Source organism: Proteinivorax hydrogeniformans (assembly GCF_040515995.1).
Lineage (GTDB): Bacteria > Bacillota > Proteinivoracia > Proteinivoracales > Proteinivoracaceae > Proteinivorax > Proteinivorax hydrogeniformans.
In genome coordinates this window covers 189,590-203,590 of the sequence record NZ_CP159485.1, presented here as the reverse complement: position 1 = coordinate 203,590, position 14,001 = coordinate 189,590, and the positions used below count along the sequence as shown (strand labels likewise).

The window sequence follows — 14,001 nt, the reverse complement described above, 5'->3', positions numbered from 1 at the left end:
CCTTTGATTTATTCTGGAACTATTATCGTCCCTGATTTATGCTCTAGTGCATCTAGCACGCTATTTAGTGATGCTATGATAGCTGGCTGCCCAGTAGCTTTTGCAAATTTTATTGCTGCTTCTACTTTTGGTCCCATGCTGCCAGCTTTAAAATGTCCTTCTTCTACAAGTTTTTCAATTTCTGCTACGGTAATTTTGCCTAGCTTCTCTTGCTGTGGTGTGTTGTAGTTAATAAAGACATAATCAACATCTGTAAGGATTACAAAGGAGTCAGCTTTTACATCCATAGCAAGTTTTTGTCCGGCTAGATCTTTATCTATTACCGCTTCTATTCCTTCTAAAGTTTCACCTTCTACAACGGGAATTCCGCCGCCACCTGATGCAATTACTAAGTTATCGTTTTCGATAAGCTGTAATATGCTTTTTTCTTCCATAACTCCAATGGGATTTGGAGATGGCACCACTCGGCGCCAGCCACGTCCGCTATCTTCTATCATATCATAACCTTTAGTCATGAGCTCTTTTGCTTCGTCTTCAGTATAAAACGGTCCGATAGGCTTAGTTGGATTTTCAAAAGCTGGGTCATTTTTATCTACTTTTACTTGAGTAACTAATGTGGTTACTTCTTTATCCATGTTATTTTTCTTTAGCACATTTCTCATCGCTCTTTGGAACATATAGCCAATGAATCCTTGACTCATAGAGCCACATACATCTAATGGCATTGGGCTTACTACATCTTTTGCCTCATCTTGTTGAAGTAAAATATTGCCTACCTGTGGACCATTTCCGTGGGTTAGCAACACTTTGTAGCCTGATTTTAACAATGTTGCTATGTGCTCACAGGTTGCGTAAATATTTTGATATTGGGTATCAGCGGTGCCCTTTTGCTTTGGTTGCAAGATGGCGTTACCGCCTAAGGCAATTACTACAAATTTTCCCATATCTTCACCTCATTTGTTTATTTTATTTTTATTTATAAATCTTTCTAACGTATGGAGATGTCATAGCTGCTAGCAAAGCTCCATACTCCGGTACAAATTCCACTATATCTCCGACTTTTATATCTACATTTTCTGCTTCTAAAAGAAGGTGATCGCTACTGCCGCCTATGATTTTAATGTTCTTTGAAGTGGGTTCCATAGATAGGGCTATATCCTGGCGACCAATGGCAGCTATCGCTCTAAGGTGTTCGCCTTTATCTTCAAAGGTTGGTGTCTCTCCAAACGCATCTTGGCCTATTGTTCCAATAGGAACCGATGGTTTCTTTTTTACCTCGATTATTTCCGCCTTAACTTTAAAAACATCAAGGTGGGTGTTTTCAATATGGTTTCTAGCTACAGTTTCTCTACCTAAAAACAGACTTTCTCCTAATCTTAGGTGGTTAACTCCTTCTGGTATTTCCTTAGAGGTCATGATGTTTATTGAAGAAGAGTTGCCACCTGATATTATTTTTAGGCTTTGTTGACCATCTTGTTCCCAACTTTCTTTTAATTCAATTAGCTTTTTAAGGTTTTTGTTAGTTGGTATAACACCGCCGTAGCAAGTTAAGTTTGTCCCTAAACCTAAAACTTCTATATTCTTTAGCTTTTTTACCTGCTCTTTTAGCTCTAAAACATCGCTGGGCCAAATACCTTCTCTAAGATCTCCTAAGTCCACCATGATGATGATTTTATGGGTTTTACCTTGCTCTTTTGCATGCTTGTTTAGCTCTTTTATCGTGGAAAGTTCTGAGTTTAAACTGATGTCACAATACTTAACAACACGATGGCAGTCTGAAAGCATAGGAAGCCTTAAAAGCAGTGTTTCGATCTTGTCGCCAAAAGCTTCTTTAAGTTTTATGATATTTTCCACTCTAGAGTCAGCTAGCTGATTGAAACCGCTTTTAATCAAAGCTGCAGCTGTTTGTTCGTCGGCACAAGTTACTTTAGTTACAGCACATGGATAAATGCCATGTTCTTTACACTTTTCTAACATAACTTTAGCATTATCTGAAATCTTGTTTAAATCAATCTCAATCTGTGGGTACATAGAATTAACACCACCTTTTTAGAGCTTTAAGCTCTTTTTCATAAGTTGGATACTTTCCTTTGGATATTTAGCGGACATAACCCCTAAAACCCCAAGGTTATAATCGTTATCTAAAAGTGGTTTAGCTCCTTCTTTTGGTAATAGGAGGTCTCCTTTTACGTTGAGCTTAACTTTTTTGAGTGTTTGTGTGCCGCCAGAAAGTCTAGTAAGTGCGCCACCTGTTCCAATTATCCATTTAACCTGAGTTAAATCTTTGCCTTCCACTACTTTATAACGACCGCTAGGACCGTAAAGTGTTTTTAGCTTGCCTACATGACGGTTAACAGCTACACAGGCCGCTTTTTCAGTAAGAATTGAAGACAGCTTTCTTTGATTTTGATTTTCGGGGATTGGCAAGATGTTTTTCTCTAGATCATCTTCATTAATACCCGCTAATTCGCTTACTTTGCCTTGCCCTATCATTTCAACTATATTCTGGCTGTTAACATACACTCCTAAGTCGCCTTCTACTGTCCTTTTTGCAAACGGCTCAGGAGATACTCTAAAACGACTTAGTTCCTCTGAACCTTCTGTAACAGAGTGAACGTCGGTGGTTGCTCCCCCAACATCTACTACCATTAGGTCACCAATCTCTTCGTAAAGGGCTTTGGCTCCCATCATTACCGCTCCCGGTGTTGGGACAATTTTAGAGTTTACCATCTGCCTGATATTGCTCATGCCAGGGCCTTTGGTGATATGCTGCTCAAATATTTCCTGTATTATTCTCCTTGCTGGTTCGATGTTTAGTTGGTCTATGGCTGGATACACATTTTCTATCGGACGGATAGTTTTGCCTTCTTTTTCAAAGACTTCAACTATCTCTTCTGTCAACTTTTTGTTTCCGCCATATATAAACGGAACATCTAAGGGTAGCTTGCTTAGTGAGTAAGCATTTTCTAAGGTGGTCTCTTCTTCGCCGAAATCTACACCGCCAGCTAGTAGAATTATGTTAGGGTTAATTTTTTGAATCCTAGCTATATCCCGATCTTTAAGCTTTCCGTTAGTAATGTCTTTAATAACAGCTCCTGCCCCCAAAGCAGCCTCTTTAGCTGCCCTTGCGGTCATATCGTATACTAGACCATGAACGGTCATCTTTAAACCACCAGCAGCGCTGCTAGTAGCTAGCATGTCATGATATTTAACATCTTTAACGCCGGCTTTTTTAGCTAAGTTAGAAATGGCCATTTCTAAACCTTGAGTAACATCTCCTTGCTCCACAGTCGTTGGACCTTGCCCCTGTCCCACTAAAGTAGGATTGGGGGAGTTCAAGCCTGTAAATCCGTTAACAACAGTGGTGGTGCTTCCGATCTCTGCAACTATTAAGTCTAATTTCATACCGTTACTCCCCCTTTTTTAAATTACATTTCTCTTCTTTTTTTAACTAGGAAGGACGCTACATCAGCTCCGCTTGTTCCTCTTCCGAATCCAGCGTCTAGGCCTTCCTCCACAGCTATATCATTTGTTACTTGAGTTCCACCAGCTGCTAAAATCAACTTGTCACGTACTCCTTTTTCTTTGCAAAGCTGGTCAAGACGAGACATGTTGATACGATGAATGTCTGCATGAGTTATAATTGTGGATATTAATATGGCATCTGCACCAATTTCTAATGCAGCATCAACACATTTGCTAATTGGTACTGACGTTCCTAGATAATGAGCTTCGATTCCATAGCCTTCTATACCGCCATGTTTTATGTCGATAATTTCTCTCATACCAACTGAATGCTCATCTTCTCCAACGGTAGCTGCCACTACTTTCATTGGTTTCTTTTTGATATCTTCTCTGATTTCATCATCTGATAAAGTAGGGATTTTTTCTGGTATGTTTAACTCATCTGGATTAATAGCTACATCTAATCTTCCCTTTATCTCAACTAGGGTTCCCTCTGATGGGTGCATAGCCTGCTTGTGAATAACCTCAACATCAGTTAAGCCCATTTTTTTAGCCATCTCCATGCCGGCATACTCTGCTACTCGCTCAGAGGTTGGTATAAATAAGTTCATGCTTACGTATCCGTCAGCATACCATTCTACCTCTGGTGATAGAAGGCCTTTTTGGCGATGATCTTTTTTGGAGTCCATACGTACTTGAGCGTTATCTTCCTCATCTAGCTCGTCGATGTAAACAATCTTATCTGGGTTACACAGTGTACATCCCTCGATAGGGTCGCATGGGTTTTCTATGCCTTCTGGTAGGTTATTTTCACCGAAGTGATGACATACTGGAGCGAAGTAGTCTTCGTCCCGTTCTACTATAGTTCCCGCGCCTACGCCACCGTCAGACTTTCTAACAATGCCATCGTCATTTCGCTCTGGATACTGTCCGCTGTCCACAAAGAAACCTTCCTCTACGGCGTTGAAGTATCCTCCTGCCTCTACTATTTCTTCTAAGAATAGGATTGCTCTTTCTTTTAGTTCTCTAACCTTATCCCAAAGCGGGCCATCAGGTTTAAGCTGTACTATGTCTTTTAATCTATCCATTCCTATAAGAGCTTGCTTTGCTGTGTTTACAGCGTGAACGCTATTATAGTGCCATGGAACGTTCCTTCCTTCGTCTGGAGTTATCGTACTTTGGATATCCACGCTAGTTAGTTTTGATATAAGTAGGTTTAGTGTGTGAGTTACTGTAGCTTCTCTGGTATCAGATTCCATATATTTTGTATTCATTTGTGCACGCATTTTAAAGTCTTTAAATAGCTGTCTTAGTGCAACTGCATAAGGAAGGTCTAGGTCCATACACGGTGCAGGTGGTGCAGTTGGTGGCACTGTAGAAAGTGAGATGTTTTCTTTATCCATGCCAACTTTCATGGAGAACATTGAGTTTATTCCGTGTTGTACCATAAGCTCTGGCATAACCTTCCACGCTTCTCTAGCTGTTGCGTTGGCGTTATGAGCGCCATCTATCTGAAGCATATCGACAGAGGCCATTACCTTTTTAGCTACAGCTGCATCTACAAATGAACGCTGCATGTTAACATTTCTATAAAGCACGTTATACTGAGGGTCTTGATGGGCTCCGTTTATACCTTCTTCAGCAAACAGCACAGCGATATCTGGTCCTGCTACACCGCTGACATAGGAGTGAAGGTTTATCGGACGGCCAACTTCGTCTTCAATCATATCTAAAGCTTTTCTAGATGCTCTAACTTGTTTTCTAGTAATTGGCACCCCACCAATTCCTTCTGGGGTTCCTTCAATCAATCCGTCATAGTGACTTTGTCCGGCTGTTCTTATAACCATGATGTGGTCTGCTCCATGCCATGCAGCCATGCGCATCCGACGAATGTCATCTTCGAACCGACCAGAAGCAATTTCTGAAGTTATAACGCAATCTGGTTGTGGGTCTATATGGCCAAAGTATTTTGAAGAAGGAAGTCCGTAGCTATTTTCTAGAGGCTCTGAAACATCTTTGTATTCAAAAGGTCCCATTTTAATTCCTTCGGCTTTTTTACGCCAAGTCCAGCCTTTGCGACGGGGCTTGTAACTATCTAGGCCCTTTAAAATCTCTTTAACATCTAATTTTTCTTCGATCTTAGACATTATTTTACACCTCCAAATAACTCTCTAGCTTCTTTGATTGCATTTTCATTTTCGATAATCATTTCTCCGGCTTTTTTATAGTCTACGTCATGCTTTTGGGCTAGTTTAAGTACTACGTTTCCGGCACCTTTTTTTAGTAAGCCTTCGTCATAGACCTTTTCCACTATAGCTTTGCTATCGAGAGAAGAAAAACCCATACGCAAAAGTACAGACCTTTCTACCGCAGGTGAGGTATTTTTTGAAGCTAAGTCTACCAAAGGATCTGCAACTTTTTCTAAAAGATCCCAAAACCTTTTATCTAGTTGTTCATTTGTCAAGTCTTTTAAGTGTTCTCTTTTTTCTTGATAGTTATCTTTTCTTTCCATAAATTTAACTCTCCCTTCCCAACAAGTTTTTTATGTGAGACTTAGTGCAGTTTAGTTCTTGTTCTAAGAACTTCCAGTCAACATCTTTTAGGTCAGTTATGTCAAAGTTCTTTTTAATATTTTTCAAATATGTGTTTCTAAGTTTGTCTATGCTATGTTCTTTTACTTTTATCAGGGATGGGTCTTTTGGGAATATGATATTTTCACCTGGCACATTTTCCGCTGGGTCTCCGTGCTGGATTTTTATGCCGTTTTCCTTTGCAAAGGAAAGCTGAGCATTTATATGTTTTCCCGCTCCTGTATATTCTGTTTCCTGTACTACTAGCACTTCATCTTGGTCCATTTCTTGAGCTATTTTTATAGCTGCTGCTAAGGACGTGTTGCCAGCTGGTCCTCGTTCCATACCTTCTAGCTTAGCTAGCATCTCAGTTACGTAGAATGCCTCACCTTGAGATACTGTTACAAAGCGGTCTAAGTATCTTAGAGGTCTTGCTGCATTTTTAGGGACATCTGCTCTATCAGGCCAAGTTGTAAATGGTACGCTAAAGCCTGTATGACCTGTTGTGAATGATTTTCTGTTAAAGTCATTATCACTGGCCATATGCAGCCCTGCTAGGTCGATAGAGGCACCAATAATTTCGGTGTTCGTACAACCTGCTTTTTGTAGTCCCCTTGCTGTGCCAGTTAAGTTGCCTCCACCGGCGTGAGTAACAATAACTTTGCTAGGGGCTTTACCTGCAATTTCTTTACATTGCTCTGCAATTTCTAGTCCTAGCGTTTCAATACCTGCTATTCCAAAGGGAGAATATAGCGATGCGTTAAAGTATCCTGTTTCCTCTAGTGTTTTTAGAAACACATAGAAAAGTTCAGGTCCTACTGACAGCTGGATTACTTCAGCTCCGTATGTTTCACATGCTCTTCCCTTTTCCATTATCTCTGGCTGGTAAACACCATTTGAGTCAAAGGCCTCTTGTACAATGATACAATCTAGCATCTGCATAGCTGCTTGCGATGCTACTGCCGCTCCATAGTTACCGGAAGTTGCAGCTATGACACCTTTGTATCCGTGCTTTTTGGCGTGATATACAGAAACAGCTGCTCTTCTATCTTTAAAGCTTCCAGAAGGGTTTGCCGCTTCATCTTTTACAAAGATTCGTGCTCCTTTGCCTGCCGGCGCTAACTTTCGGGCAATTTCCGTAAAGTTTTTTAGTTCGTATAGGGGGGTATTGCCTACCCCTTGACTTTTTTGTATTTCGGCAATGCGGTCTATGCTGTATTCGCCATGAGTCATCATTTTTTCATAATCAAAGGCTATATCTGATAGTTGAAACTGGCTGTAGTCTAACCCGATGGCTTTTTTCATAATTTGATTTCTTCTGCTCATAACGGCGTTATAGCTATTATTCATTGCTATCACCACCTTCTTTTAGAAAGTCTTTAAAGCTTTGTTGAACTTCAAAAAGCTCTTCTACTATGTCGCCGAAGTCATGGGTATGCCTTGGGTTTGGATTTACCAAAACACCTTGATGCATTCTACCGATAACTGTTTTTACTTGTACAGTTTCCCCTTCTTTGCCTGGCTTTTGTAGAAATCCTTTGACCTTCATAGTAAGTGGTGTTGCTTTTGTGTCCTCCGGGAGGTGGTCAGCCCTTTTGCCCGGAGGTAAAATCTCACTTTGTATTTCTACGAAACTTCCTTTTGGGTAGGTTACAGACACTACAGGCCACCTCCTACTTTTTTAGTCTATCTTTGATATCTCCCATAATTGCCGCTGGCACAGGAAGATCTGCCATTGTCACAAGTCCTGCCTCTGCGTTTATAACGTTAGCTATTGAGTTTACTGCCACAGATACCGTTCCAATTCCACCAGGAATTTCTGGTTTGATTGCCATGCTTACTTCTGGTGTTCCGAATATATTGATGTAATCACCTGTGTCAATTCCTTCCGTTTCTGGTAAAACTTGTTGAGGATGCTCCATTTTGATAACTGTTTCGCCATCTTTGATTCCATAAGCTATATGTTTGCAGCCAGCTACCATACCTGGTTGAACTTCCACATATTTTGTCTTTCTATGGGTGTTTGAGATTATTGGCTCTTTGGTTTCTTTAATTTCGTCTAGCTCCCAGCCTAGCGACTTAGCTACCATGGCCATAGATTCTGGGAAACCAACATGTCCAACTATGCTTCCATCTTCGATACCCTTGTTAAACTCTTCAACTGATGTTCCTACGCCTTGGGTCTTCATAACAGTCGGTCCAAATGGCGATAGGTCATTGACTCTAGCTGCCTCAATTTTTTGAACATCGTAGCATACACCTGTAAGAGCAATAATCTGTAGGTCTAACACAAAACCTGGGTTAATACCTGTTCCTAAAAGAGTTACATTGTTTTCCTTAGCTAGCTCATCAAGTTGTTTTGCCAGCTTTGGCTGCTGCTGTGCTGGAAATGCCATTTCTTCTGCGATACAGATTACATTTTTCTTGCTGTTTAAAGCTTGCTCTACTAAAGGATATACTTCCTCTGTAAATGAGCCGGTTGCAATTATCACGATATCTGCTTCTTCACTGAGTACTTTTTTGGCATCATCACTTACTTTAACGTCGTTAGTTTGTCCCTCAAAAATCTCTCCTAAAGGCTTGCCTACTTTATTAGGGTCTAAATCAATAGCCCCCACCGAAGTAATACCTTTTTTTGTGGCTATAAGTTCTGCCATTTGTCCTCCCATGGCTCCTAAACCCCAGTGCATAACTTTAACTGTCATAAATTCCCACTCCTTTTATATTTGTATTTGTTTTAATATTATGCAAAATGTATGCCAAATTTAAGTATATTAGCAATCCCTATTAATATAGGTTTCTCAAGCTATTTTATTCTTGTTACATTATAAAAATAGTTAAAACGCAAAATATTTTGCTATTTGGGTGTAAAAAAAATTTGCACCTAAGTTAAGGTGCAAATTATACTCCATATTTTTTTATTTTGTATTGTAAACTTTGCCGCGAAACACCTAGTTTCTGGGCAGTCTTGCTGATATTTCTATTACAAGCATAGTAAGCTTGGGATATGATGTTTTTTTCAAAATCTGCAACTTGTTTTGGTAGCGTTGACTGCTGTAGAGTGGACCAGCTACCCTGCAAAAATTTTGGCAGGTGTATAGTCTTTATTGTGTTATCTTCATCAATTAGATTTACTGCTCCCTCTATTATATGTTCTAGTTCTCGAACATTACCTGGCCAGCCATAGTGGAGCAGAGTTTCTTCTACATCGCTTTCTATATGCAGATTGGTTAGCCCAAACTTTTGCTGATATTTTTGTAGAAAATGCTGGGTTAACACAGGTATGTCTTTTTTGCGATGTCTTAGAGGAGGGATTTCTATATTAACTACTGCTAATCTATAGTAAAGGTCTTCCCTGATTTTTTTTTCTAATATGCTTTGGTGAGGGTCGCCGTTGGTGGTAGCTATTATCCGGACATCTACATCTATTTCTTTTGTGGCGCCAACCGGCCTTATTTTGCCGTCTTGCAGGACTCTCAAAAGCTTTGCCTGAAGATCAAAACCCATGGAGTTAAGCTCATCTAGTAAAAGGGTTCCTCCGTTAGCTTGCTCAAATAGTCCGGGTCTATCGGTAGCTCCTGTAAAACTTCCCCTTACTGTGCCAAAGAGTATACCTTCTAATAGTCCTTCTGGTAACGCTGCACAGTTTTGGGCGATAAAGGGTTTGGTTTTTCTACTGCTTTCGGAATGAATGCTTTGGGCAAACAGTTCTTTTCCAGTGCCTGTCTCACCGTAAATTAGCACATGGGAATTAGATCCTGCCGCTTTTTTAGCATGTTCAATGGTTTCTTTAAAGCTTTTCTCCTCACCTACAATATCGTCAAATGTGTACCACCTTTTTTTCTTTTTTTTAGAACCGTTTGACGGGTAGAGCTTTTGTTGAAGGTCAATAACCTTTTCTGACAGTTCTTTTAGTCTTGTGATGTTTTTTGATACCTCTAGCACTCCCACAAATTCATCTGAGTTATATAAAGGGAAGGTAGAGTTTATAGTTGTGATGCCCCGGCCTTTATAGTTTGTATAGCTTTGTAATTGGTCATACATCGCTTCTTTACTTTTAAGCACCTTATGGATAGTGCTAGTTTCTGGAGTAAGGGAGGGAAACATTGCTAACACCTTTTTATTTAACACTTCATGTGCTCCTATCCCTTCCATCTCAGCCATCATTGGGTTATAAAATATTGTTTCTCCTTGTGCGTTAACTATATGTATTCCTTCATTTATGGAGTCTAGGATTTGTTTTATATTGTGTTTTATTACATCGTCTATTCCTTCTGAGGTGTAGATTGTTAGTACTTTACCCTCGGGTAGCTGGTATGCATATGTAGATTGGTTATACTTTGTAGAAACCTGTTCAATAGCAGGAGAGGAGTAAATAACATCTCCTTTGGCGGACGTTATGGTGTAAGGCACATATTTAGCAAATAGTTTTGTATCCACTTAAATCACCCCCACTATGATTATAGCTTAGGCAGGAGGTTTTGGCTAGAGATGTCACAGCCTCTTTTAGTTTTAAAAGTATTATTTTAAGCTTTTCTGATAGTTCATTATCCCACTGTAAATAGCCCATACCAGCTTGTACTGATAATTAGGATCTTCTAAATTTTTTCTTTCTTGTGGATTACTTATAAAGCCTGTTTCTACAATTACTGATGGTTGTTCAAACTCGCGGGTTATAAAATGGTCTTGGGTAGCTATATCTCTATTGGTATTTTGTAATGTCTCTATTATGCTATCTTGGATAGACTGGGCTAGCTTTTTTCCTTCTGGGTTTTCTCTGTCATAAAATACTTGAGCTCCACTCCATTTAGAGGATGGAAAGCTATTTACATGAATACTAACTATTATATCCACAGGTTGAGCGGTTAGAATTTTTTTTCTGTTTGCAAAGTCCTGCTTCTTTTTGGGGCCAGATACTTCTTGTAAAAAATCCTTATCTTCTCTCCTAGTCATAACCACGTTATAGCCATTAGCTAAAAGTACTTCTTCTAGCTTTAAAGCAATGTTTAGATTTATATCCTTTTCTAGCACGCCATCTATGTTGGCACCGGCATCGTAGCCTCCGTGCCCAGCATCAATACCGATTGTACTTTTGTTTATAGAATTTGACCCCACAGCTGGGGATATCGTAGGGATATCTACAGTAAACGATATTATTAAAAGTAGTAATAATGCAGATATAACTACTGATATTCTCTTTGCTATGGCTTTGGGGTTATAAATGACAAATCTCATATATATTTTCTCCTTCCTGTATGTAGATGTGGACTACCTTAATTTTATTTTATGTGGTGAAGATCGTTTTTATTTCTATTAAATAGTTGGCTGTTCATTTTGTGGGTAGTTTGTGGATAAATAGTAGTTTACGGATGTAAAGTAGGGTATAAAAAAAACTTCTGTGTAATATACACAGAAGTTTTGTGGATAAGATTTTCTTAACGCTTGGAGAATTGTGGAGCACGACGAGCTTTTTTCAAGCCGTATTTCTTTCTCTCTACCATTCTTGGGTCCCTTGTTAAGAAGCCTGCTTTTTTAAGAGTTGGTCTGGTTTCTGGAGCTGCATTAAGTAGAGCTCTTGCCACACCATGACGGATAGCACCAGCTTGGCCAGAAATTCCACCACCGTCAACGTTTACGAATACATCATACTTACCTAGTAGCTCAGTAGCTTCTAGAGGCTGTTTTACGATAAGTTTTAATGTATCTAGTCCTCCAAAGTAAGCGTCCATATCTCTATTGTTGATCATGATTTTTCCTTCGCCAGGAATTAATCTAACTCTAGCAACTGACTTTTTACGACGTCCGGTTCCTAAAAATTGTACTTTTGCCATCTGCTATTCCCCCTTTCTACTTCCACGTAATTGCCACTCAACTGGCATTTGGGCTTCGTGGGGGTGTTCTTGACCCCTGTATACTCTTAGCTTTTTAAGCATAGCACTACCTAGTTTGTTATGAGGTAGCATGCCTTTAACAGCAAGGTATAGTGCTCTTTCTGGTTTCTCATCCATCATTTGGCCAGCAGTAGTCTTTTTAAGGCCACCTGGGAATTGAGAGTGCTTGTAATAAATTTTTTGCTCTAGTTTCTTACCTGTTAAAACTGCTTTGTCAGCGTTGATAATAACTACAAAATCTCCAGTGTCAACGTTTGGAGTGTAAATAGCTTTATGTTTACCCCTTAGGATGCTAGCAACTTCACTAGCTAATCTACCTAGGGTTTGACCTTCAGCGTCAACAATGTACCATTTTCTTTCAACTTCGTTGGCTTTTGCCATGAAGGTTGTACGCATGGGTGTTTCCCTCCTTGATTTTAACTTCGATATGATATGAGTAATTCCGGGGCTAATGGAATTATACATACTCTAATAATTTTAGTATAATTCTTTTTTAATGTCAAGTATCCTAGCCCCTAGTAATAAACTTTTTCTAGTATTAGACCATGTGCTGGTGCTGTAGGTCCTGCAAAAGACCTATCTTTTTGTTTTAATATCTCATAAACCTCATGTGACTGGAGTTGACCCCTGCCTACTATAATTAGTGTTCCTACGATTATCCTTACCATGTTGTACAAAAATCCGTTACCTTCTATTGTGAAAGTAATGTACCTGTCTTTTGCGTTTGTGTCGATGTTATAAAGAGTTCTAATTGGTGATTTGGTAACACCTTTTCTGCCTTTAAAAGAGGTAAAGTCGTGGGTTCCTAAAAGATAGGTTGATGCTTTTTGCATGGCTTTTACATCTAAAGGGTGAGGTATGTGATGAGAGTATTTCATCCACAAGGGGCGATGAGCAACTGAATTGTCTATCAAATAACTGTATGTCTTGCCCTTAGCATGATATCTGCTATGAAAGTTTAAGTCCACTATTTCAGCGTCAAGCACCCTTATATCTAAGGGTAGGTTTGCATTCATCGCCTTTATTAAAGTGTAGTTTTCGAACTTATCTTTGCTGTGATGAAAGTTTATTACCTGGCCTTTAGCGTGTACTCCCTTATCTGTCCTGCTGCATATTATGCTTTTTATCTTTTCTCCATATAGGGTGTGGATAACTCTCTCAAGGTGTCCTTGAATAGTTTGGTTTTTAGTTTTGCTCTGTATTTGAAAACCATTATAATTAGTTCCGTCATACTCGATGACTAGTTTAGTATTATACATCAGCACCACCTAAAAGAACGGGATTATTATTATAAGGATTAGTAATAGGATTGCACCTACGAAAGGATAATAATCCTTTGCTGTTGCTTTTAAAGCTTTCATTTTTGTCCTACCTTCGCCACCACGGTAGCATCTTGATTCCATAGCCATTGCCAAGTCATCAGCTCTTCTAAAGGCGCTGATAAAAAGTGGAACTAATAGCGGCACTAAAGCCTTGGCTCTTTTAAGGATATTTCCGCTTTCAAAGTCAGCACCCCTAGCCATTTGAGCTTTCATTATTTTATCTGTTTCTTCGAGCAAGGTGGGAATAAATCGAAGTGCTATAGTCATCATCATAGCAAGCTCATGGGCAGGCACGCCTATTTTACGAAAGGGAAAGAGCAAGCTTTCGATGGCATCAGTTAAGGCGATTGGTGAGGTTGTTAACGTTAAAATAGAAGTGTTAATAACTAATAGGGCGAGGCGACTGGCCATAAAAAACCCTTGATATACACCAGCACTTTCTATAGTGATTCTCCAGATAGAAAAAAGGGTTCTTCCACCTGATGTAAAAAATATGTGTAAAACTAAAGTAAAAGTAATTAAAAACCACAAAGGTTTTAGACCTTTTAGCACCATTTTAACAGGAATCTTAGATGATTTTACTGTTAAAAATAGTAGGACTATCATTGGTATATAGCCTATAAAGGTGTCGACAAAAAATAGTGCTACAATTAGGGTAAGAGTTGCCATCAGTTTTAAACGGGGGTCAAGATTATGAACATAAGATCTACCAGGGTAGTATTGACCTATAGTTATGTTTTTAAGAATACTCAC

14 protein-coding genes are annotated in these 14,001 nt (G+C 39.4%); all 14 read right to left on the bottom strand.

The genetic code is table 11. The annotated features are described in order from the left end of the window. Nucleotides 1-8 precede the first annotated feature (8 nt). On the bottom strand, nucleotides 9-944 hold the full coding sequence (gene arcC / locus PRVXH_RS01095) for a carbamate kinase (RefSeq protein ID WP_353893475.1): 936 nt from the start codon (nucleotides 942-944) through the stop codon (nucleotides 9-11). A 28-nt stretch (nucleotides 945-972) separates the two neighbouring features. Continuing rightward, entirely contained in the window at nucleotides 973-2,031 is a 1,059-nt protein-coding gene (locus tag PRVXH_RS01090; protein ID WP_353893474.1) for an alanine/ornithine racemase family PLP-dependent enzyme, read from the bottom strand. Nucleotides 2,032-2,049: 18 nt separating this feature from the next. Further along, nucleotides 2,050-3,405, bottom strand: a complete 1,356-nt coding sequence (locus tag PRVXH_RS01085) for a GlmL-related ornithine degradation protein (protein ID WP_353893473.1) — start codon at nucleotides 3,403-3,405, stop codon at nucleotides 2,050-2,052. 23 nt (nucleotides 3,406-3,428) lie between these two features. Beyond that, the gene (gene oraE / locus PRVXH_RS01080) at nucleotides 3,429-5,612 is read right to left on the bottom strand and encodes a D-ornithine 4,5-aminomutase subunit OraE (protein ID WP_353893472.1); all 2,184 of its coding nucleotides are present in this window, start codon (nucleotides 5,610-5,612) and stop codon (nucleotides 3,429-3,431) included. Further along, nucleotides 5,612-5,977 carry an ornithine aminomutase subunit alpha gene (locus PRVXH_RS01075; protein WP_353893471.1) on the bottom strand — a complete coding sequence of 122 codons (366 nt, stop codon included), beginning with the start codon at nucleotides 5,975-5,977 and terminating at the stop codon, nucleotides 5,612-5,614. The genes oraE and PRVXH_RS01075 overlap by 1 nt, the downstream gene beginning before the upstream one ends. Before the next feature lie 4 nt (nucleotides 5,978-5,981). Further along, on the bottom strand, nucleotides 5,982-7,385 hold the full coding sequence (gene ortB / locus PRVXH_RS01070) for a 2-amino-4-oxopentanoate thiolase subunit OrtB (RefSeq protein ID WP_353893470.1): 1,404 nt from the start codon (nucleotides 7,383-7,385) through the stop codon (nucleotides 5,982-5,984). Beyond that, on the bottom strand, nucleotides 7,378-7,695 hold the full coding sequence (ortA, locus tag PRVXH_RS01065) for a 2-amino-4-oxopentanoate thiolase subunit OrtA (RefSeq protein WP_353893469.1): 318 nt from the start codon (nucleotides 7,693-7,695) through the stop codon (nucleotides 7,378-7,380). The genes ortB and ortA overlap by 8 nt, the downstream gene beginning before the upstream one ends. A gap of 13 nt (nucleotides 7,696-7,708) precedes the next feature. Next, entirely contained in the window at nucleotides 7,709-8,740 is a 1,032-nt protein-coding gene (gene ord, locus PRVXH_RS01060) for a 2,4-diaminopentanoate dehydrogenase (RefSeq protein WP_353893468.1), read from the bottom strand. A gap of 196 nt (nucleotides 8,741-8,936) precedes the next feature. Continuing rightward, nucleotides 8,937-10,475, bottom strand: coding sequence for a sigma 54-interacting transcriptional regulator (locus PRVXH_RS01055; protein ID WP_353893467.1), 1,539 nt, complete (start codon nucleotides 10,473-10,475; stop codon nucleotides 8,937-8,939). 81 nt (nucleotides 10,476-10,556) lie between these two features. Next, a complete protein-coding gene (locus PRVXH_RS01050; protein ID WP_353893466.1) occupies nucleotides 10,557-11,270 on the bottom strand; it encodes an N-acetylmuramoyl-L-alanine amidase in 714 nt (237 codons plus the stop codon). A gap of 200 nt (nucleotides 11,271-11,470) precedes the next feature. Then, nucleotides 11,471-11,866 carry a 30S ribosomal protein S9 gene (gene rpsI / locus PRVXH_RS01045; protein WP_353893465.1) on the bottom strand — a complete coding sequence of 132 codons (396 nt, stop codon included), beginning with the start codon at nucleotides 11,864-11,866 and terminating at the stop codon, nucleotides 11,471-11,473. Nucleotides 11,867-11,869: 3 nt separating this feature from the next. After that, nucleotides 11,870-12,322, bottom strand: a complete 453-nt coding sequence (rplM, locus tag PRVXH_RS01040; RefSeq protein ID WP_353893464.1) for a 50S ribosomal protein L13 — start codon at nucleotides 12,320-12,322, stop codon at nucleotides 11,870-11,872. Nucleotides 12,323-12,441: 119 nt separating this feature from the next. Further along, on the bottom strand, nucleotides 12,442-13,185 hold the full coding sequence (gene truA, locus PRVXH_RS01035; RefSeq protein ID WP_353893463.1) for a tRNA pseudouridine(38-40) synthase TruA: 744 nt from the start codon (nucleotides 13,183-13,185) through the stop codon (nucleotides 12,442-12,444). A 9-nt stretch (nucleotides 13,186-13,194) separates the two neighbouring features. Next, on the bottom strand, nucleotides 13,195-13,995 hold the full coding sequence (locus PRVXH_RS01030) for an energy-coupling factor transporter transmembrane component T (RefSeq protein ID WP_353894523.1): 801 nt from the start codon (nucleotides 13,993-13,995) through the stop codon (nucleotides 13,195-13,197). Nucleotides 13,996-14,001 lie beyond the last annotated feature (6 nt).

Coding starts and splice junctions, on each gene's coding strand:
- PRVXH_RS01050 (WP_353893466.1), bottom strand. CDS start 11,270: ATGAGATTTGTCATTTATAACCCCAAAGCCATAGCAAAGAGAATATCA.
- PRVXH_RS01090 (WP_353893474.1), bottom strand. CDS start 2,031: ATGTACCCACAGATTGAGATTGATTTAAACAAGATTTCAGATAATGCT.
- ord (WP_353893468.1), bottom strand. CDS start 8,740: ATGACAGTTAAAGTTATGCACTGGGGTTTAGGAGCCATGGGAGGACAA.
- oraE (WP_353893472.1), bottom strand. CDS start 5,612: ATGTCTAAGATCGAAGAAAAATTAGATGTTAAAGAGATTTTAAAGGGC.
- truA (WP_353893463.1), bottom strand. CDS start 13,185: ATGTATAATACTAAACTAGTCATCGAGTATGACGGAACTAATTATAAT.
- ortB (WP_353893470.1), bottom strand. CDS start 7,385: ATGAATAATAGCTATAACGCCGTTATGAGCAGAAGAAATCAAATTATG.
- rplM (WP_353893464.1), bottom strand. CDS start 12,322: ATGCGTACAACCTTCATGGCAAAAGCCAACGAAGTTGAAAGAAAATGG.
- rpsI (WP_353893465.1), bottom strand. CDS start 11,866: ATGGCAAAAGTACAATTTTTAGGAACCGGACGTCGTAAAAAGTCAGTT.
- PRVXH_RS01085 (WP_353893473.1), bottom strand. CDS start 3,405: ATGAAATTAGACTTAATAGTTGCAGAGATCGGAAGCACCACCACTGTT.
- arcC (WP_353893475.1), bottom strand. CDS start 944: ATGGGAAAATTTGTAGTAATTGCCTTAGGCGGTAACGCCATCTTGCAA.
- PRVXH_RS01075 (WP_353893471.1), bottom strand. CDS start 5,977: ATGGAAAGAAAAGATAACTATCAAGAAAAAAGAGAACACTTAAAAGAC.